General features: G+C 58.6%; 21 protein-coding genes and 3 pseudogenes. 21 read left to right on the forward strand and 3 right to left on the reverse strand.

What is annotated here, in order from left to right:
* Positions 1-132 precede the first annotated feature (132 nt).
* From LUU92_RS11470 to LUU92_RS11520, 12 genes and pseudogenes are all read left to right on the forward strand, one after another.
* Positions 133-1,248, forward strand: a pseudogene (locus LUU92_RS11470) (DUF637 domain-containing protein); the annotation flags it as partial.
* Positions 1,245-1,988, forward strand: coding sequence for a hypothetical protein (locus LUU92_RS11475; protein ID WP_256579984.1), 744 nt, complete (start codon positions 1,245-1,247; stop codon positions 1,986-1,988). The pseudogene LUU92_RS11470 and the gene LUU92_RS11475, both read left to right, overlap by 4 nt.
* 143 nt (positions 1,989-2,131) lie before the next feature.
* Positions 2,132-2,710 (forward strand): annotated as a pseudogene (locus tag LUU92_RS11480) (DUF637 domain-containing protein); the annotation flags it as partial.
* Positions 2,707-3,108, forward strand: a complete 402-nt coding sequence (locus tag LUU92_RS11485) for a DUF6911 family protein (RefSeq protein WP_071491206.1) — start codon at positions 2,707-2,709, stop codon at positions 3,106-3,108. The pseudogene LUU92_RS11480 and the gene LUU92_RS11485, both read left to right, overlap by 4 nt.
* A gap of 498 nt (positions 3,109-3,606) precedes the next feature.
* Positions 3,607-3,861: a DUF7660 family protein gene (locus tag LUU92_RS11490; RefSeq protein WP_071491207.1), complete on the forward strand. Its 255-nt coding sequence runs from the start codon at positions 3,607-3,609 to the stop codon at positions 3,859-3,861.
* A gap of 116 nt (positions 3,862-3,977) precedes the next feature.
* On the forward strand, positions 3,978-4,472 hold the full coding sequence (locus LUU92_RS11495) for a hypothetical protein (protein ID WP_257103629.1): 495 nt from the start codon (positions 3,978-3,980) through the stop codon (positions 4,470-4,472).
* 464 nt (positions 4,473-4,936) lie between these two features.
* Positions 4,937-5,299 carry a hypothetical protein gene (locus LUU92_RS11500; RefSeq protein WP_071491208.1) on the forward strand — a complete coding sequence of 121 codons (363 nt, stop codon included), beginning with the start codon at positions 4,937-4,939 and terminating at the stop codon, positions 5,297-5,299.
* Between the two features lie 53 nt (positions 5,300-5,352).
* The gene (locus LUU92_RS11505) at positions 5,353-5,658 is read left to right on the forward strand and encodes a MafI2 family immunity protein (protein WP_083351579.1); all 306 of its coding nucleotides are present in this window, start codon (positions 5,353-5,355) and stop codon (positions 5,656-5,658) included.
* 176 nt (positions 5,659-5,834) lie between these two features.
* Positions 5,835-6,125, forward strand: a complete 291-nt coding sequence (locus tag LUU92_RS29375; RefSeq protein ID WP_071491209.1) for an immunity protein CdiI family protein — start codon at positions 5,835-5,837, stop codon at positions 6,123-6,125.
* A 32-nt stretch (positions 6,126-6,157) separates the two neighbouring features.
* Positions 6,158-6,337 (forward strand): annotated as a pseudogene (locus LUU92_RS11510) (transposase domain-containing protein); the annotation flags it as partial.
* A gap of 25 nt (positions 6,338-6,362) precedes the next feature.
* A complete protein-coding gene (locus LUU92_RS11515) occupies positions 6,363-6,821 on the forward strand; it encodes a GNAT family N-acetyltransferase (protein ID WP_257103630.1) in 459 nt (152 codons plus the stop codon).
* 344 nt (positions 6,822-7,165) lie between these two features.
* Entirely contained in the window at positions 7,166-7,420 is a 255-nt protein-coding gene (locus tag LUU92_RS11520) for a helix-turn-helix domain-containing protein (RefSeq protein WP_071491211.1), read from the forward strand.
* 28 nt (positions 7,421-7,448) lie between these two features.
* On the opposite strand, the gene LUU92_RS11525 is transcribed toward LUU92_RS11520, so the two are convergent.
* A complete protein-coding gene (locus LUU92_RS11525; protein WP_257103631.1) occupies positions 7,449-8,045 on the reverse strand; it encodes a type II secretion system protein GspJ in 597 nt (198 codons plus the stop codon).
* Positions 8,042-8,494, reverse strand: a complete 453-nt coding sequence (gene gspH, locus LUU92_RS11530) for a type II secretion system minor pseudopilin GspH (RefSeq protein ID WP_257103632.1) — start codon at positions 8,492-8,494, stop codon at positions 8,042-8,044. The genes LUU92_RS11525 and gspH overlap by 4 nt, the downstream gene beginning before the upstream one ends.
* 93 nt (positions 8,495-8,587) lie before the next feature.
* On the opposite strand from gspH, the gene LUU92_RS11535 reads away from it, so the two are divergent.
* A complete protein-coding gene (locus LUU92_RS11535) occupies positions 8,588-9,019 on the forward strand; it encodes a type II secretion system protein N (RefSeq protein WP_257103633.1) in 432 nt (143 codons plus the stop codon).
* Here LUU92_RS11535 and gspI read toward each other — a convergent pair.
* Positions 9,006-9,371 carry a type II secretion system minor pseudopilin GspI gene (gspI, locus tag LUU92_RS11540; RefSeq protein WP_058427240.1) on the reverse strand — a complete coding sequence of 122 codons (366 nt, stop codon included), beginning with the start codon at positions 9,369-9,371 and terminating at the stop codon, positions 9,006-9,008. The genes LUU92_RS11535 and gspI overlap by 14 nt on opposite strands.
* Positions 9,372-9,519: 148 nt before the next feature.
* Between gspI and gspG the strand changes: the two genes are divergently transcribed.
* The 8 genes from gspG (at position 9,520) to LUU92_RS11580 (ending at position 19,633) form a co-directional block, all read left to right on the forward strand.
* The gene (gene gspG / locus LUU92_RS11545; protein WP_071491215.1) at positions 9,520-9,969 is read left to right on the forward strand and encodes a type II secretion system major pseudopilin GspG; all 450 of its coding nucleotides are present in this window, start codon (positions 9,520-9,522) and stop codon (positions 9,967-9,969) included.
* Between the two features lie 8 nt (positions 9,970-9,977).
* The gene (gene gspK, locus LUU92_RS11550) at positions 9,978-10,847 is read left to right on the forward strand and encodes a type II secretion system minor pseudopilin GspK (RefSeq protein ID WP_257103634.1); all 870 of its coding nucleotides are present in this window, start codon (positions 9,978-9,980) and stop codon (positions 10,845-10,847) included.
* Positions 10,844-11,902, forward strand: coding sequence for a type II secretion system protein GspL (gene gspL, locus LUU92_RS11555; protein WP_257103635.1), 1,059 nt, complete (start codon positions 10,844-10,846; stop codon positions 11,900-11,902). The genes gspK and gspL overlap by 4 nt, the downstream gene beginning before the upstream one ends.
* Positions 11,895-12,407, forward strand: coding sequence for a type II secretion system protein M (locus LUU92_RS11560; protein ID WP_071495351.1), 513 nt, complete (start codon positions 11,895-11,897; stop codon positions 12,405-12,407). The genes gspL and LUU92_RS11560 overlap by 8 nt, the downstream gene beginning before the upstream one ends.
* Positions 12,404-14,674 (forward strand): type II secretion system secretin GspD, encoded by a 2,271-nt coding sequence (gene gspD / locus LUU92_RS11565; protein ID WP_257103636.1) that lies wholly within the window; start codon positions 12,404-12,406, stop codon positions 14,672-14,674. Before LUU92_RS11560 ends, gspD begins: the two co-directional genes overlap by 4 nt.
* A gap of 817 nt (positions 14,675-15,491) precedes the next feature.
* Complete coding sequence (gene gspE / locus LUU92_RS11570; RefSeq protein WP_257103637.1) at positions 15,492-16,910, forward strand: type II secretion system ATPase GspE; 1,419 nt, start codon at positions 15,492-15,494, stop codon at positions 16,908-16,910.
* Positions 16,910-18,121 carry a type II secretion system inner membrane protein GspF gene (gene gspF / locus LUU92_RS11575; protein ID WP_257103638.1) on the forward strand — a complete coding sequence of 404 codons (1,212 nt, stop codon included), beginning with the start codon at positions 16,910-16,912 and terminating at the stop codon, positions 18,119-18,121. The genes gspE and gspF overlap by 1 nt, the downstream gene beginning before the upstream one ends.
* 324 nt (positions 18,122-18,445) lie before the next feature.
* Positions 18,446-19,633, forward strand: coding sequence for a substrate-binding domain-containing protein (locus LUU92_RS11580; RefSeq protein ID WP_071491222.1), 1,188 nt, complete (start codon positions 18,446-18,448; stop codon positions 19,631-19,633).
* The last annotated feature ends 162 nt before the right edge of the window (positions 19,634-19,795 follow it).

Raw genomic sequence — 19,795 nt, forward strand, 5'->3', positions numbered from 1 at the left:
TTATACGAAGACATTGGGGTTAGGGCCTTTTTCGACTATGGGGCTTATATGGAGAGTGTAGGGCTGAAACCACTGTGGAGTGAGTTGGAAATTATTCCTGAGTAGGGGTAAACGGGGTCAGACCCTGAGGGACTGAACAAAGCCCTGGGGCAGGGCGGCAGTGTCAGTGACGCGCTGAAAAATGCCTTGTTCAACACCTTGGTGGCGGCCAGTTTCAACCTGGTAGGGGACTACACGAAAAACGTCCTGGCGGACGGCTCGTTACCCAAGGTGGCGATCCACGCCATGGTCGGTGGCTTGCTGGCCGAAGCCACCGGCGGCGACTTCAAGACCGGCGCATTGGCGGCGGCGGCAAGCGAAGCACTGGTTGGCCACCTGGATACGTTGGTCAAAGGCAACGACACCCTGCTCACCATGAGTTCGCAGATCGTCGGCGTGTTGGCGGCTGCGGCACAAAGCGACACCGACGCCTCCTGTATCCAGGACGCCACACGCAAATTCCAGGAACTGAGCCTCCAGCAGGACATTGACGCCATCGTCAGCTGCCAGGCCGACCCCAGCTCCTGCGCGGCAAGCTCCAAAGAAGTCGCCAACACCATGGCGAACCTCAACGCCATCCGCGACATCGCCGACTACGCCTCGCCAGACGCACGGGAGGCGGTACAGAGCCTGATCAACGGCAATTACGAATTTCAGGAAATGCTGGCGACCGCCACGACCGAGCACTCGGTGGGCGCGATGGTCGAGTCGCTCAAGTCGAAGTGGGCACTGAGCGATGCTCAGGCGCAGGACATTGCGGACAACCTGAAGATCGCACTGGCGGTTGGGGTGGGGACTGCGGCGGGGGGGCCAAAAGATCTCAAAACGAATCTTTCAGAGATTTGGACTCTTAAACCGACTCAACGAGGGGTAGACATTGAGTCATACCTTGCTAAAACTGAGTATTCACCGCAGAGCGGCTGGTATAACGTAGGAGCCGAAAGAAATGGATATTTCCCGCTTGTAGATTTTCAGAATGGTAATACGCTCGTTAGTCTGAAATCTGTAGATACGGCAGGAAGTACGTGGTTAGGCCGAATGCAAGATCATATTATCGACTTAGGAAAAAATGGCGCGAAAGTCGATGGTGTACCAGCAAATATGGTGCTTGATCTGCGAGTTCAGCCTGGCGGTTCGGCTGCTGCTAAATCGCTTATCGAATTCGGACGTGAATATAATGTCAAAGTGGTTGTTAAAGAGTTCAAGTGAGACCTGAAAAAATGAAGCGATTTAAGTTTGTTTTTGATATCGAGTCGATCAGTGGTTTGCAGATGCTGGCCTTGGTTGAGAAGCTTCTAAATAAGTTTTCCTCCCCTACGGTGTTTTTTCTGCATGGGGTTAAGATTGATATTAAAACGCTTGAAAAGAAAATATTGAAAAAAAAATCTTGGCCGAGTGGTTTGATGTCTAGCGGGTTTGAGCTCCGATTCGGGTTGCTTCCAGCACTGGGTTATTGCTTTTTGGTACTAGAAGAGTCAGAGGGTCATAGTAATACTAAGTTGAAAGAGGAAATAGGGCCTTTTCTCAGCGTTGAAGGTTTTATTCAGGCATGGGTTTCTGATGTCGAATATGATTTTTGGCAGAACGCTACAGACCCTCTAGAGTATGAATGTGTGGGGCGCCCTCTTTCAGGTCTTCCAATGAAGTCAAATGGTTTACCTCCCCCCTTGGATCAAATGGAAATTGATACCTCAGGGAATCCTGGCCGTAACGTGCCCAGGCAAGGATATATTGAAGCGATTGGAAGCACTATGTGGCTAGGAAACCTCTTCTGGGAGAGAGCTGGTGTGGATAGATTTGCCAGCATTTCGTTGTTGGAAAGCCAGGGATTTAAAGTTTATGAGTGTGGTAGGTTTTTAAAAGTTGTAACGTCTGATAAGGTTTTTTCTGATGGTTCAACCCTAGAAAAACAACGTGCTCTCAGGCGGATTTTATTTGGATTAAATTGACATTTTAGTTGGTGCTAAAGGAGTACTTTTTTTAACTAGAGAGGCAGTTCCAGGTCCAACGAAATTTATGAGTGACGCCGATCAGTTTTTTAAAAAAGGTAAACGGAGGTAAACGGAGGTAAACGGGGTCAGACCCTGAGGGACTGAACAAAGCCCTGAGGCAGGGCGGCAGTGTCAGTGACGCGCTGAAAAATGCCTTGTTCAACACCTTGGCGGCGGCCAGTTTCAACCTGGTAGGGGACTACACGAAAAACGTCCTGGCGGACGGCTCGTTACCCAAGGTGGCGATCCACGCCATGGTCGGTGGCTTGCTGGCCGAAGCCACCGGCGGCGACTTCAAGACCGGCGCATTGGCGGCGGCGGCAAGCGAAGCACTGGTTGGCCACCTGGATACGTTGGTCAAAGGCAACGACACCCTGCTCACCATGAGTTCGCAGATCGTCGGCGTACTGGCGGCTGCGGCACAAAGCGACACCGACGCCGCCAAGCTGGAGACCGGCAGCTGGGTGGCGAAGAACGCTACGCAATACAACTACCTGTCACACAACCAACTGGAACGTGCCGCCAAACAGATAGCCCGATGCACCGACGCCTCCTGCATCCAGGATGCCACGTGCAAATTCCAGGAACTGAGCCTCCAGCAGGACATTGACGCCATCGTCAGTTGCCAGACCGACCCCAGTTCCTGCGCGGCAAGTCTATTAAGGAGAGAAAATAGATGATCATCGGAGGGTATACCCTTAGTCCTGAGCATGGCAGATCGCAAATCCCTCTAATTGATAAGCCGACCATGGAACAGGTAAGGTCCATTATATTTGAATATAGTAAAGTCGACGGCGTCGTTTCGTTGTCTATTTCCCCAGCACCTGAAGCCGGACCTTACGAAATCAATCTTTATGCTGAATCCGGAAATTATATTCTGATGCTGAACCAATACCTTGATGATGGTGAGCATGTTGTGCGTACTCTTAATAATACGTCGGCTGGAGCAAAATTGGTTGATGTTTTGGACGATTACTATCCGGCGAGTGTTGTCACAAGAAATATAGATATCGTTATTTCTTGTTTTCAAGAATTTTTGAGGTCCGGTGATGTAAGCTTTGCAGTGTTGAATGCTTAAAAAATTTTGCTGCTAGCCTAGGACCTGAAAAGATAGGGGGGAGGCCACGGCTTTGCGATTTTTAGAGTTCAGCAGAATTGCTCTTTTAAAATATGATTTATTTTTTTTTTTTTGTACTTATTCGATTTTGTTGGCCTAGTGATGGGCGGCTAAGCTGTAAGCTCTTATTTGTTTGGGGATTTATTTGGTTCGCCGTCCTAGGGTTATACTGCCGTATATCCCGTTGCACATTATTGGGGAATAGGGGGCGGACCACGATTAGTGTGCCCGATTAGTGCGCCAATGTATATTGGTGGTCTGACCCCGATTTCTTCGAAAAGGATGGCCTAGTCTATAGCTTAGATAATCGGCGAGTTCTAGCTGCATCTGCTGCCGGCGTGCCCATCAAAATCGTTCCCGCCACCGAGGCCGAAATAGCCAAGGAAATTGGAAGGAAGATGACTACACCAAACAACGGTTCTATAATTTGTGTGCGTGGGGTTTGTAAATAGGTGACTTATGGATTTAGATAAGATGATTGAGAGTGTTAAAACAAGAGAGGAGTTTGCAGATTTTATTTGTGGGCTTAGGGAGGATTTGGAGTTGAATTCAGGTGAATGGGAAAACCCTACGCTGGAAAGGTTTTTGGATGCAATGGAAGCTTGGGTACGAGCAATGAATTTCTATGCACTGAACTCTGGGGATGATGAAGCCCTCATCCCTAGTTGGCAGACATTTGCAAAAATATTGTTTGCATCTAAAATTTACGAATAGTAATAGCGGTTTAATTATTTTTTTTGGGCTAAAGGAGTACTTGTTTCAACTGGAGAGGCAGTTCCAGGTTCTACTAAACTGGCTCCCCGGCCTACCAATTCGGATGAGATTCCATAATGAAAGTAAATACGCTTGGGCAATTTAGCGGTTTGAGTCGATACGAGCTATGGGCGTCAAGCTGGGCTGAGAGAGATAATATAGATATATTTTCCTATATGAGTGCTATTTGTAAGCCTGAAGACTGTCTGCTATTTTGCAGGCTGTTGTTTCCTGATTTTTTTATCAGTCAAGGTGCGATTTTTTTAAATGCTAAATATGATCATGAAGTTTTTTTGGTATGGTTAAAGAAACTTGATGGGGATATTTCTGCAGTTGAAAAAATAATGAACCACACTCACATGTACGATGTTTTTTCAGGCTGTACGGATGAAGTTGATGATGTCGTTTTTGAGCAGCTAGCTGACACTATTGCTTTTTCATGGCGGCTAGTTTTAAAGGACAAATTTCCAGGATGGAATTTTTCTGTAGAGGTTTCGAATTCAGATCAGGATTACGGGCCTACTGTTACTTTTTATCAATCTATCGGCTATGGCGAGAAAAGGGATAGGTAAACGTAGGTAAACGGGGTCAGACCCTGAGGGACTGAACAAAGCCCTGGGGCAGGGCGGCAGTGTCAGTGACGCGGCGAAAAATGCTTTGTTCAACACCTTGGCGGCGGCCAGTTTCAACCTGGTAGGGGATTACATGAAAAACGTCCTGGCGGACGGCTCGTTACCCAAGGTGGCGATCCACGCCATAAGAGAAGGGGACAGATTTATTTGGTGCTTGCCGAGCAGCGCCAAGCCTAAATAAATTCGTTCCCTTTTTTCGGAACTCAATACATCTTGCCTGATGGTTCGCGAGTTCGGGTGATGCAGGCGGATGGTCGAAGCCCCCAGCGCGCCTCATTCGAGAACGCTAATGGTGGACCTGTCGATCCTACTACTGGAAAGCCGTCGCAGCCCCGCAGGGTTTATCGAAGGCTGAACGGAAGCAGTGGATTAGAGAGCGTACGCATATTGAGCAGGTGGACTAAATGACGAATACATTCTTGCAAGCTGTGGCCCTTTTGTTGCCTATGAAAATTGAAAGAGTATTTTGGGATGGCGATATTTTGATGCTTTTTTCTGCGGGTTGGAGCTTTCAGACCGAGAGTGCGTGGCGTGTGTCTAAGGGGGGGGAGTTGCTGTTCGCTTGTTGGGATGACGATGTGCTTGACCATGTTTCTGAGCTGTTAGGCTTATCCATTGTTGAGGTAGGTTGGCTTATCGATGCTCAGCCAATCGATCCATTTTTTAAATTATCTGACGGCCGCGTCTTGAATGCATTTTGTTCGTCATCAACTGAGCCTTGGCTTATGGAGTTCTCGGATGGGGTCGTTTATCTAGGGAATACTTAATTTTATAAGGGTAAACGGGGTCTGACCCTGAGGGATCCTAATTGGACTCAAAAATGAATGCAGAAGCCGAATTGAAAGCTTGGAATTTCCAAGTCTTAATGCTTGTTCAAGCGATGTTGGGGGCAGTTACTCCAAACTTCAGGATGGTAGTTTTGTATTGTGAGGATGATGTTTGGGTAATAAGATTTTATCTTGAAGAAAATATAGAGGATGATGTTGGTGAGGTAGAAGATATCATATGTCAATATACTGCTTACCAGGGGGCGGATTTAAAATGCAGGTCGGAAGTTTTTGTAGGCAACGAAGATATACCTAGTTTGTCGGAAGCTGCGAGGGTCGTTTATCGTCGAAAAGAGTGATTTTTGACTTTGGAAAACGGGGTCAGACCCTGAGGGATCCAGCTCGTTGGTTATCAAGGCTCTGGAGCTGGGCGCCCAATTTATGAGTTAACTGTTAATGGGCAGCCGCATCGAATTGCTGTGACTGTTGGCGACAACGGCTTTGTCGTCGGTGCAAATCCAAGGGGCAGCGTTAAATGAAAAATATAAAGTTGATGGCGGATTATCAGTGTCATCCGCTTTGGAATATGTCCCCCGATGAGTATGGGGACATAGCTCCCTGCGAGCTTCCTATCTCTGAAGAGCTTCAGCTGCGTCTATCAAAGTGGGCCGCTATATACGATGAAACCCTGAATGCTGATTACCCGCCAAACTCTGGGTTCGAGAGTGAGGAGTTAGAGCGCGAATTCAAGCGAGAGGGAGAGCGATTAGCTGAACACTTGAGAAATGAGCTCGGTCCGGATTTTTCTATTCTCTTTAAACTTTAGTTGGGGCAAAAGGTATAAGAAGGTAAAAGAGGTTGTTTGCCGGATCGCTACACAGCGGAAAGCGGGCGGCAGCGATTATGACTTTGATCCAGTCTGCGCGCATGAACGGACATGAGCCGTATGCTTAAATGAAGGACGTTTTGACTCGTCTGCCCACGCAGCGGACAGGGGACGCCACCAACTTGTTACCACATCGTTGGGCGCCTGTTTAATCAAAAACCACTCAAGGAGAAAGCTGTGGACTTACGGATTGAGATAAATGAGACGCCTCAAGAGGTCGATTACCAAGCGATTTTGGCACCGCTGCGCGAATTCAACCAAGCACAAACGGGGCTCATCGGAACTGAAAAATTTGCGTTCTTGATCAAGGATGACGCAGGGGCGACGCAAGGTGGGCTATACGCAAAAATTTCTGGGCAGTGGTTATTTGTTGAGTTGCTGGTAGTCCCTGAAGTAGCCCGAGGGCAAGGGTTGGGCGCAAAGTTGATGAACAAGGTGGAAGCGCTGGCGCGTGAGAAAGGCTGCCAAGGTATCTGGCTGGACACATTCTCTTTTCAGGCTCCGGACTTTTACCGCCGGCTCGGCTTCAGCATATTTGGAGAACTCAAAGATTACCCGGTCGCTGGATATAACCGATTTTTTATGCAGAAAAGATTTGATCTCGACAAGCATAGCGCTAGTCATACTCAGCCTTGAGGCAATGACAGCAAAAATCTAAGCAAGGTGTGTTACCCGCGATCGATCGTCGCCATTCCTTTCCAGAAGAACACGCAGGACGTGGTGCATGCCTTGACCCGCAGTACCCTGGAAGAAGCGGTGCAACGCCGATTGTTGTAATGCGCGGTCAAGTCAGTTCAACCCGAACGTCGATCAGCCGTGACCGGCGTTCAGCTTCCTATCGAGTCGTAGGAATTGTTCACTGTAATATGTAGGTCATTTCGTTTTATGCTTTTCCAGCCCTCCCAGACACCTGCTGTTTCATGCCTGCGCTGTTTTATAGTTCACGGAGCAATCCACCACGGCAGGGAGCCGCCCACCTCATGCATACCCGAAAAAAATCCCCCCGGCGCCACACCCCACCACAACCCCCGACCCTTCATTCCGGCCAGCGCCTGCGTCTGGTGCTCAACACCTACGGCATCCCGCCCACGGCCTTTGCCGAATGGATGCACGTCAGCCCGCAGTGCCTCAACAATTGGTTTTCACGCGGGCTGCCGGTGGATCGTGTGGAGAAACTGGCGACAACCTTGAGCGTCAGCAAAGTGTGGCTCGAGACCGGCGAGCGCGGACGATGACAGTAGCGGGGCGGCCAATTCGCCGCCCCTACTTCAACGGTCCCACCACCTGCCGGTATTTTTCCACTCCCTGTGGCGTCTGCCGCACCAGGCTGATCTCCAGCCCCAGCGGGTCTTCGCGGCGATTGCCGCTCAGTTGCCGCCAGCCTTTGTCCGCTTCCCATACGCGTACCTGCAGGTCACTGACGCCAGTCAGTACCACCACGCCGTCCTTTGCCGCCGGCAGCGGGTAGCGGTCCCGCGCGGGGGCGGCAGCGCGGTAGAGTGCGTCGCCCTTGAGCCACCAGCGCACCCGTTGTAGGCCATCGCCGGCCGCTGGGGCGCTGCGGATCACGTCGAGGCGAAAGCCCTTGCTGTCGGAGCTGCGTACGGTCACGGCGGCCAGCCCCTCTGTTTGGGTGGCTTCAGGTGGCGTCAGTTCGACGCTGGCACGCAGGCTGATATCCCGTTGCATCTGGTTCAGTGCGCGCAGCAACACTTCGGTCTGTTCGGTGCTTGCCTGCAAATGCTGATCGGCGCGGGTGACGCTGTCCAGCCCGCGCCAGGCGATCAGGCTGACCACCGCCATGAGCATGATCGCCACCATCACTTCGATCAGGGTGAAGCCTTGCTGTGCCGGCTTCATGGTTGGCTGACCACGCGCATCAAACCGGCGGCGTCGCGTTGCAGGCTGAGGCTGTGTTGGCCGTCGGACAGCACCATGCGCAGCGGTGGGTTGATCCATTCAGCGTTGAGCACCAGGGTTTGCCGGGGCTCGAGACTGATCTGCATCGGCGTGCTTTCCCACAGGCGTGGGCGCAACGGGTCGTCGTTTTCAAAGGTATCGAGGCCCTGGCCGTCGTCCCGCTGGCGGTTGAAGCGAAACCCCTTGGCATCCGCGTGCCAGGTGATGGGTCGGCCGTCGGCGTGGGCTTCGGCCTGGGCGACTTGCAGCAGTTGGCTCAGGCGTTCGGCGTCTTTGCGCAACAGGTGCAGCGGATCGGGCTTGATGGTGAGGCTGATGGCGGCGCTGGCGATGCCGATGATCACCAGCACCACCATCAGCTCGATCAGGGTGAAGCCTTGCTGTTTCATCGCGGGCTACCTGGAGAACTGGGGAGTGTGTGAAATAAAAGCGTGCGAATTGACCTGTAGGCTGGTGCGACGGACAAACAGGAGGTCCTCCCCATGACATTTGCCCCTCGTTTCACCCTGGCCCATGGTGTGCAGGTCCTGGGTGTGCTGGCCGCGCTGGCGGGCGTGGCGGTATGGACGCCGCTGTTGCTCACCAGCGCCGAATCCCACACGCCGCAAGCCACGCCCCAGGCACTGGCGGCGCGCAGCGATAACCCGGCGCTGCAATGGTTTTCCAATGCGCCGACAGCGCTGCAAGTCAAAGTCACTGGCGTGTTGGCAGGTGCCCGTGGTGCGGTGGCGATCCTCAGTCTCAACGATGGCCCGCCGCGCAGCTTTCTAGTGGGTGAACGCCTCAGCCCCGGTGTGCGGCTGACGGCCATTGAAGGCGATGGGGTGGAGATCGAGCGCGGCGGCGAGAAGCAGCGTGTCAACCTCGACAAGTTGCCGCCGGGGCCTGCGTTGCCGCTGCTCACTCGGCCATGACCTGGGTGTCCAGCCGCGCCAGGGGCGGCGCTTCGCGGCTGGCGTCGAGCACTTGCAGGTTGACCTGGAACAGACGGCCGTCGGCGTTGATGGTTTGTTCGCAGCGCAGTTTCAGGCGGCCTTGATCGCAGGTGAAGGTCTTCTTGCCGCTGCGCAGGTGGCCTTCCAGGCGCAGTTCGGCGAGGCGACTCTGCGCCGCCAGCAACGCGATGGATTTGTCTCGCAGCAGGCCGTTGCTCTGGGTCATCAACCCGGCCACGCGCACGGCGGCGGCCATGGCCACGGCGATGATCGCCAGCGCCACCAGCACTTCGATCAGGGTGAAACCTTGCTCCTTGCGACGGCCGTACATGGCGCTCTCAAAGCCGGGAAACAGGCCCGCAGACTAGCGCCGGGAGTTGACCGATTGGCGACTGAAACTCCCGAGGAATTTCAATACGACTGACATGTGTTCTTGCAACACTGCGCCACGAATTGCACTCAAGCCAAGGAATGTCGAGATGGATATCGCGCGCCTAACGTCCCCATTGCCAGGCCCTCACAGGCAGTGTGGCTTCACCTTGATCGAGATTATGGTGGTGGTGGTCATCCTCGGTATCCTCGCCGCAATGGTGGTGCCCAAGGTGCTTGACCGGCCGGACCAGGCGCGGGCCACGGCGGCCAGGCAGGACATCGGCGGGTTGATGCAGGCGCTGAAACTCTATCGCCTCGACCACGGCACTTACCCGAGCATGAACCAGGGCCTCAAGGTGTTGGTGGAACGCCCGGCCGACGCCAAGAACAGCAACTGGCGCGCCTACCTGGATCGCCTGCCCAACGACCCCTGGGGCCACCCGTATCACTACCTCAACCCGGGCGCCAATGGTGAGGTGGATGTGTTCTCCCTCGGCGCCGACGGCCAACCGGATGGCGATGGCGTGAATGCCGATATCGGCTCCTGGCAACTCTAGGGCCCGCCATGAAACGGTATTCGCCGCCAGTGGCGAAGCAGCGCGGCATGGCGATTATCAGCGCCTTGCTGATCGCAGCGGTGGTGGCGGTATTGGCCGGCGCCATGCTCACGCGCCAGACCGTATTTACCCGCAGCCTCGAAGCCGAGCAGTTGCGCATCCAGGGCCAATGGTTGTTGCAGGGCGGCCTGGAGCGCAGTCGGCAGCTGCTCTGGGACGCCCGCCAGAAGGACGTGCTGACCCGTCTCGACCAACCCTGGGCGCGTGCCCACGGGGGGGCCTTCGAGGGACGGATCGAGGACGAACAGGGCAAGTTCAACCTGCGCAACCTGGTCAACCGCCAGCAGGTGGACACCGAGCAATTGCAGAGTTTTGAACGGCTGTGCCGCCTGATCGGCGTCGACCCGGCGGTGAGTCGGCGCATCAGTCAGCGGGTGATTGCCTCTTATGAACCGCCCGCCAAATACCCGATGCTGCGCAGCCTGGATGAGCTGAGCGGGATCGAAGGCCTTGATCCCCTGGTGTTGCAGCGCATGCAGGCCTATATCAGCGTGCTGCCCGGCCCGACCTGGGTCAACGGCAACACCGCCAGCGCCGAAGTGCTCAGTGCGGTGGTGCCCCAGCTCAGCCTGTCCCAGGCCCATGGATTGGTGGCTGAGCGTGACAGCGGGCAGTGGTTTATCAACCGGGGTGATTTCGTCAACCGCCTGCACTTGCCGCAAGTGGCGGTGGATTCGGTGCAGGTGGGCATCACCAGCGAGTGGTTCCGCGTGCGGGGCCAGGCGCGGCGCGAGCAGCGGCGGGTCAGCCTTGACGCCTTGTTGCACCGCCCCGAAGACCGGCAGCCCCGGGTGATCTGGGCGCGGGTGGGCGTATGAAACGCTTGCGCATTGGCCTGCCGCCGCTGGATCAATTGAGTGCGCAGAGCCAGGTCCGGTTTGCCTGGGTGGAGCGTGGCGTGGTCATTGAAGAGGGCGACGCCAGCCTGGCGCAGTTGGGCCAGTCACGCCAGGCAGCGGACTGTTTCCTGCATCCGCGGGACAGCCTGCTGACCAGCCTGGAACTGCCGCCATTGCCGGCGGCGAAGACCGCCGCCGCCGTGGCCTGTGCCGCACAAGCGTTGATCCTCGGCCCGGTTGAACAGATGCAGGTGGCCCACGGCCCGCGTGAAAGCGATGGGCGCGTGCAGGTGGCCTGGGTGCCCAAGGCCGGGCTGGAGCGGTTGGCGCAGTTGCCGCTCAAGCTGCGCGGCCTGTACCCGGCACCCTATGCGTTGCCGGTGGGCGCCGCTGCGTTGGATGACGGCTACCTGCTGACCCGTGACAGCCTGCAACAAGGCACGATGCACCCGCTGGGTTTGCAGGCGCTGGACCTGCCATTGGTGGCAGCGGCGCAGCGTTGGAGTGGGCCGCTGCCCATGTGGGGGTTGCACGGTCGCCTCACACAGCCCTCGACCGGCGGGTGGGGCAGGGCATTGGCCTGTGTGGTGCTGGCCACGGCCATCTGGACCCTGGGCCTCAACCTGTACGCCGCGCGCCAGGTGGAGCAAGGCCAGCGACTCAAGGCGCTGATGAGCCAGCAGGTGCGCCAGGCGTTTCCGGCGTTGCCGGTGGTGCTCAACCCCTTGCAACAGGCCCGGCAGCAATTGGCCGCACGCCAGACCGGCGCGGCCGCCGACCCGGGCCAACGCTTCCCCGGCCTGCTGCAACTGGTGGGCAGCAACCTGCCGTTCATGGTCGGCAGTGTCGGCAACCTGACGTTTGAACAGGGGCGCTTGCGTGTCGAGCTGCTCGCCGACAGTCGTCACCCGACCGCCGAAGGTGAATGGCAGGCGGCGTTGGCCCAGGCCGGTTTCACCGCCAGCCGCGAGGGCCAGGCCTGGACCATTGCTCCCGTGCAGCCCGCAGAAAAAGCCGGAGCCGGCGATGAATAAAGTGCAGCGACTGCGCAGCCAGGCCCGGGTGTTCTGGAGCGGCCTGGCCCTGCGCGAAAAGCGCATGCTCGGTGGCGCCGGGCTGGTCCTGGCCAGCCTGTTGACCTGGCTGGTGCTGGTGCAGCCCGCGTTGAAAAAGATCGATTACTGGCAGGCCGAAACCCCCAAGCTGCGCGCCCAGGCCGAGGCCTTGCAGGTGTTGTTGCAGGACGTCGCCGCGCCCAGGCCGGGCGACGAAGCCGCGTTGCGCCAGGCCCTGGACAGTGCCGGCCTGCAAGGGCATTACCAGTTGCAGGCGCTCGAGCCCGCGGGGTGGCGCCTGACCTTCGACAACGCCCCGGCCGACGCGGTGGTGGGCTGGCTGCTGGGCAATGCCCGTTCGTTTTCCCTGGAGGTGTCCGAGGCGCGTTTACAGCGCGTGCTCGATACCGTCGACAACTCGGCCGGCACTGTGTCCGGGACCGTTCGCATGGATCAGGCGCTTGGCGCTAAGGAAGCTTCATGAAGTGGTCAGTCCCCCCTTTCCGTATGGTCGCGCCGTTGCTGGTGCTGGCCCTGAGTGCGTGCAGCAACCAGGACGCGTCCAAGCCGCTGCTGGTGGACAGCGAACTCGGCCAGCCCCTGGCGGACACCCGTCGCAGTGGCGAGACCGTCCTCGACCGCCAGAGCCAACCCGCCCCCAAAGCGCCCGTACAGCACCGCGTCACCAACAGTGCTCGCGGCCATGCCCCGGCAACCGTCAAGGCCCGCAACCCGCTGGGTGACCAACCGGTGCAGCTCAACTTTGTCGACGCCGACATCCAGGCCGTGGTGCGCGCACTCTCCCGCGCCACCGGCCAACAATTCCTGGTCGACCCGCGTGTGAAGGGCAACCTCACCCTGGTCAGCGAAGGCCAGGTGCCGGCGCATCAGGCCTACGACATGCTGTTGGCGGCGCTGCGCATGCAGGGCTTCAGCGTGGTCGATGTGGGCGGCGTCGCCCAGGTGGTGCCCGAGGCCGATGCCAAGCTGCTCGGCGGGCCGATCTACAGCGCCGGCAGCAGTGGCATGCAGACCCGCACCTTCCGTCTGCAATACGAAAACGCCGTCAACCTGATCCCGGTGCTGCGCCCCATCGTGTCGCCGAACAACCCGATCAATGCCTACCCCGGCAACAACAGCATCGTGATCACCGACTACGCGGAAAACCTGGCGCGGGTGGCGCAGATCATCAACGGTATCGACACCCCCAGTGCCATCGACACCGATGTGGTGATGGTGCAGAACGGCATCGCCGTGGACATCGCCGCCATGGTCTCCGAGCTGCTGGACACCCAGGGCGCCGACCAGACCCAGAAAATCAACGTGGTCGGCGACCCGCGCTCCAACTCGATCATCATCCGCTCCGGCAGCCCGGAGCGGACGGAACTGGCGCGCAACCTCATCTATAAACTCGACAACGCCCAGAGCAACCCCAGCAATATGCACGTGGTGTACCTGCGCAACGCCCAGGCGGGCAAGTTGGCCCAGTCACTGCGCGGCTTGCTCACCGGCGAGAGCGATTCCGGCGTGAGCGACGATGCCCGGGGCAAGCTCAGCGCCATGGGCGGCAATGGCAAGAACACCGCCCAAGGCGCGAGCAATGCGCAAAACAGCAGCGGCACGCCCACCGGCAGCGGCGTGCAGTCGGGTTATGGCCAGGCCACCGGCTCGACCACCGGCACCAACGGCACCCCCAAGGACCAGGACACCGCGTTCAGTGCCGGCGGCGTGACGATCCAGGCCGACGCCACCACCAACACCCTGCTGATCTCCGCGCCGGACCCGTTGTACCGCAACCTGCGCGAAGTCATCGACATGCTCGACCAGCGCCGTGCCCAGGTGGTGATCGAAAGCCTGATCGTGGAAGTCGGCGAGGACGATGCCACCGAGTTTGGCGTGCAGTGGCAGGCCGGCAACCTGGGGGGCAAGGGCGGGTTTGGTGGCGTGAACCTCGGCGGTAGCGGCGTGAATGGTAAGCCCAATAGCCCTACCAGTATTGATGTGCTGCCCAAGGGGCTGAATGTGGGGGTGGTCAACGGCACGGTTGATATTCCCGGCATCGGCAAGGTGCTCGACCTCAAGGTGTTGGCCCGTGCGCTGAAGAGCAAGGGCGGCACCAACATATTGTCCACGCCCAACCTGCTGACCCTGGATAACGAAGCGGCGAGTATTTTCGTGGGCCAGACCATTCCGTTTGTCACCGGCAGTTATGTGACCGGCGGCGGGGGCACCAGCAATAACCCGTTCCAGACCGTGCAGCGTGAAGAGGTGGGGCTCAAGTTGAACGTGCGGCCGCAGATTTCCGAAGGCGGCACCGTGAAGCTGGATATCTATCAGGAGGTCAGCACCGTGGATGCGCGGGCGTCGGTGGAGGCGGGTACGGTGACCAACAAGCGGGCGATCGATACCAGTATTTTGCTGGATGACGGGCAGATCATGGTGCTCGGCGGGTTGCTGCAGGATGGGTATAGCCAGAGCAATGACGCGGTGCCGTGGTTGTCGGATATTCCGGGGTTGGGGGCGTTGTTTCGCAATGAGAAGCGCAGTGTGAACAAGACCAACCTGATGGTGTTCTTGCGGCCGTACATTATTCGGGACAGTGGGGCGGGGCGCAGTATTACGTTGAATCGGTATGAGTTTATGCGCAGGGCGCAAGGGGGGTTGCAGCCGGAGCACAGTTGGGCGATGCCGGATGTGCAGGCGCCGCAGTTGCCTTCTGTGGACAAGGCGATTCCTGGGGGCCGGCCTTGAACGTTTTGACCGTGTACATATCCATTCCTTCGGTAACGGCGGCTTATGGTTCCGCTCTTACAGCGGGTCACTTTTGGAAGGACCCAAAAGTAACCAAAAGGTCCTCGCCCCACCACTCGGCACCTCGCTCAGGCTCGGTGTTCCCTCACTCCGGCTTGAATCCGTGGGCCGCCGCAATGGGCCATCCATGGCCCAGTGCGGCTAACCCGGCGTCCTGCCGGGTTACCCACGGATTCAAGCCTGCGTTCGGCCAGCGTGGTTTTACGGGGCGCCGAAGATCAAGAGCAAGAGCGACTCGCTGCGCATCGTGGATACGTTTTTTGTTTTGTGTTGCCGCCCTACTGTGGCGAGCGGGCTTGCCCCGCGTTGGGCTGCGAAGCAGCCCTGAAACCAGTGAGCGCGCCGCGTTTATCCTGGTTTCCCGCGTCATCGTTAACGACCATCGCGGGCAAGCCCGGCTCAGGGGGAACGCGCACGCCTCAACGATCCGGTCGGCTACCAGGCCGCCGCGCTTTGCTTTTGATTTTGATCTGAGGCGCCCCGTCAAACACGCTGGCCGGAATTCGGCAGGGATTTGGGGGGTAAACCGGCAGGGATGCCGGTTTAGCCGCCCCGCGCCATGGATGGCGCGTGGCGGCGGCCCCCCAAATCACTGTCGGATTACGGGCACACCGAGCCTGAGCGAGGTGCCGAGTGTTGGGGCAAGAGCGTTTTGCTTACTTTTGCGCTTTTCAAAAGTGAGCCGCCGTAAGGGCGGAACCATAAGCCGCCGTTACCCAAATAACGGATATGTACACCCACCCAAAGGGCAACCCCAATGAGCCTATTGCCCTACGCCTGGGCCAAATCCCAACGCATCCTCCTGCGCCCCAGCGACCAGGGCATGCTGCTGACGGTCTGCCCCTCAACCCCCGGCTGGTCCATCAGCGAAGTCCACCGCCAATTCGGCCCGGCCCACCTCGAACAGGTCCGCGACGACGAACTCGACGGCCTGCTCACCAGCGCGTACGCCGACACCGGCAGCGCCGCCGCCGTCGTCGGCGCCGCCGAAAACGAGGTCGACCTCGACCGTCTCATGCAAGACATGCCCGAAATCACCGACCTGCTGGACACCCAGGACGGCGCCCCGGTGATCCGCATGATCAACGCCTTGCTGACCCAGGCCGCCCGCGACGAAGCCAGCGACATCCATATCGAGCCCTACGAAACCCATTCCGTGGTGCGCTACCGTGTCGACGGCACCCTGCGTGACGTGGTCTCGCCACGCAAGGCATTGCATGGCGCGCTGGTGTCGCGGATCAAGATCATGGCCCAACTCGATATCGCCGAAAAACGCCTGCCCCAGGACGGCCGTATCGCCCTGCGCGTGGCCGGGCGGCCCATCGATATTCGCGTGTCCACGGTGCCCACCGGCCATGGCGAAAGGGTGGTCATGCGCCTGCTGGACAAACAAGCCGGGCGCCTGCAGCTGGAAACCCTGGGCATGGAGCCGCAGCTGCTGGCACGCCTGGATACGCTGATCCGCCAGCCCCACGGCATCGTGCTGGTCACCGGACCCACCGGCAGTGGCAAGACCACCAGCCTGTACGCCGCCCTGGCGCGGCTGGATGCGAGCACCAGCAATATCCTCACCGTGGAGGACCCGGTGGAATACGACCTGCCGGGTATCAGCCAGATCCAGGTCAACGCCAAGATCGACATGACCTTCGGCCTGGCCCTGCGTGCGATCCTGCGCCAGGACCCGGACATCATCATGATCGGCGAAATCCGTGACCTGGAGACCGCACAAATCGCCGTGCAGGCTTCGCTCACCGGTCACCTGGTGCTGGCGACCCTGCACACCAACGATGCGGTGTCGGCGGTCAACCGCCTGATCGATATGGGGGTGGAGCCGTTCCTGCTGGCGTCGTCCCTGCTGGGGGTGTTGGCCCAGCGCCTGGTACGGCGCCTGTGCCCGCACTGCAAGCAGGAAGACCCCGCCGCGCCCGGCACCTGGCGCCCGGTCGGCTGCGCGCAGTGCAACCAGGTCGGCTACAGCGGACGTACCGGGATCCATGAGTTGTTCTGTGTCGACGATGCGGTACGCAGCCTGATTCATGAGGGCGCCAACGAGCAGGACCTGCGCCTGGCCGCGCGCCGCGCCGGGATGTTGAGCATGCGTGAAGACGGTGAACGCTGGGTGCGCAGCGGTGCCACCGCCCCCGAAGAAATCCTGCGTGTGACACGGGACGCCTGATGAATCGCTATCGCTATGAAGCCGCCGATAGCAGCGGCAAAGTCGAGGCCGGGCATGTGGAGGCCGACAGCCAGAGCGCAGCCTTTGCCAACCTGCGCAGTCGCGGTTTGACCGCGTTGCTGGTGCAGATCGAAGGCAATCAGCCGGCCGCGACGGGCAGCAGCCTGTTCAGCGCCAAACTGTCGGACAACGACCTGGCCTGGGCCACGCGGCAACTGGCGAGCCTGCTGGGCGCGAGCCTGCCGTTGGAAGCTGCGCTGAGTGCTACGGTGGAGCAGGCCGAGAAAAAGCATATCGCCCAGACCCTGGCCGCCGTGCGCGCCGATGTGCGGGGCGGCATGCGCCTGGCGGATGCGTTGGCGGCGCGACCTCGGGATTTTCCGTCGATCTACCGCGCGCTGATTGCGGCGGGGGAGGAGTCCGGTGACCTGGCCCAGGTGATGGAGCGTTTGGCCGACTACATCGAGGAGCGCAACAACCTGCGTGGCAAGATTCTCACCGCGTTTATCTACCCCGGTGTGGTGGGGCTGGTGTCCATCGGCATTGTGATTTTCTTGCTGAGCTACGTGGTGCCCCAGGTGGTCAGTGCGTTCTCCCAGGCCCGCCAGGACCTGCCGGGGCTGACCCTGGCGATGCTCAACGCAAGTGACTTCATCCGCGCCTGGGGCTGGCTGTGTCTTGCCGGGATCGTCGGTGGTTTCTGGAGCTGGCGCCTGTACCTGCGCAATCCGGTAGCGCGGCTGAATTGGCACAGCCGCGTGCTGCGCCTGCCATTGATCGGGCGTTTTGTACTGGGGTTGAACACGGCACGATTCGCCTCGACCCTGGCGATTCTCGGCGGTGCCGGGGTGCCGTTGCTGCGTGCTCTGGAGGCCGCGCGGCAAACCTTGTCCAACGACCGGCTCGACCAGTGCGTCAGCGATGCCACCGCCAAGGTGCGCGAGGGCGTCAACCTGGCCCCGGCGCTGGCGGTGGAAAAGGTCTTCCCGCCGGTGCTGATCCACCTGATCGCCAGCGGCGAGAAAACCGGCTCGCTGCCACCGATGCTGGAGCGCGCGGCGCAGACACTGTCGCGGGATATCGAACGGCGTGCCATGGGCATGACCGCCTTGCTGGAGCCGCTGATGATCGTGGTGATGGGGGCCGTGGTGCTGGTGATCGTCATGGCGGTGTTGTTGCCGATCATCGAGATCAACCAACTGGTCACCTGACCGCACCTGCTCCCGTCCAACCTCGGGTTCCTCGTTCCGTCACATTCCGACAGCTCATGTCGCCTCCAGCCATACGCGCTGAAACCTGACTGTCACCTGCGCCCAAAGCGCTCGGAATCATGACCGGAACACCCGAGAATCTTTTTAAAAATCAAGGTGTTCCTCCCGAGGTTTTTTCCTACAAACGTCATCGGAAACTGCGAATTTCTGTCCCATGGTTTTAACCCCTGGCCACCCCCCTGAACACGGCTCGGGACCGAAGCCATGGCGTCATGCAAGAGCCCTCTACCCCAAACGTACAAACACGACGAAAGGAGATTCTTCATGTTTAAGCGCAACGTTCTCGCGGTATCCATGACCCTCGCTGCACTGTGCTCGGCCCAGGCTGCAATGGCTGACATCAACGGCGGCGGCGCAACCCTGCCACAAGCGCTGTACCAGACGTCTGGCGTGTTGACCGCAGGTTTTGCCCCGTACATCGGTGTGGGCAGCGGCAATGGCAAGGCAGCTTTCCTGACCAACGACTACACCAAGTTGAAGGCTGGCGTTTCCAACCTGAACGTGCACTGGGCGGGCAGCGATTCCAAGCTGAGCGCTACTGAACTGTCGACGTATGCGTCGGCCAAGCAACCTGCCTGGGGCAAGCTGATCCAAGTGCCATCGGTGGGTACTTCGGTTGCCATCCCGTTCAACAAAAGCGGGACTGCGGCCGTTGACTTGAGCATCAACGAGCTGTGCGGTGTGTTCTCCGGCCGTATCGCCGACTGGAGCGGTATCACAGGTTCGGGTCGCAGTGGCGCCATCAAAGTGGTTTACCGCAGCGAAAGCAGTGGCACCACCGAACTGTTCACGCGCTTTCTGAATGCCAAGTGCGCTGAAACCGGCACCTTCAATGTCACCACCACCTTCGGCACCAGCTACACCGGTGGCTTGCCTGCCGGCGCGGTTTCCGCAACTGGCAGCCAAGGCGTGATGACCACCCTGGCCGGTACCGACGGCGGTATCACCTACATGAGCCCTGACTTCGCCGCCCCGACCCTGGCCGGTCTGGATGACGCAACTAAAGTCGCTCGCGTGGGCAAGGACGTGGTCAACGGTGTGGCGGTCCAGGGTGTATCGCCGAAAGCGAGCAACGTATCCGCCGCCATCAATGCCGTGCCGTTGCCTGCTGTCGCTGACCGTGGCAACCCTGACGCTTGGGTGCCCGTGTTCGGCAAAGCCAACACCGCGGGTGTGGTGCCTTACCCAACGTCGGGCTACCCGATCCTGGGCTTCACCAACGTGATCTTCAGCCAGTGCTACGCCGATGCCACCCAGACCACCCAAGTGCGTGACTTCTTCACCAAGCACTACGGTTCGTCTGCCAACAACGACGCAGCGATCGAAGCCAACGCGTTCGTGCCACTGCCAAACAACTGGAAAATCGCTATTCGCGGTAGCTTCCTGACCGCCACCAATGCCCTGAGCATCGGCAACACCAACGTCTGCAACGGCATCGGTCGTCCGCTGTAACCCACGCTTTCAAAGACCCGCAACACCTGATCAGCAACGGCCTGCGCCGTTGCTGATTTTTGCGTTTGTGCTGTTCACCGCCGCGCCGACAGCGTCATGTGAACTTTGCATGACAGAAGTTCAGTCGTGTCCCTCGCCAACCGCCTAATCCTCATACGTGAG

The sequence above is a fragment of the Pseudomonas extremorientalis genome (genome assembly GCF_024584605.1).
GTDB classification, from domain to species: Bacteria; Pseudomonadota; Gammaproteobacteria; order Pseudomonadales; family Pseudomonadaceae; genus Aquipseudomonas; species Aquipseudomonas extremorientalis.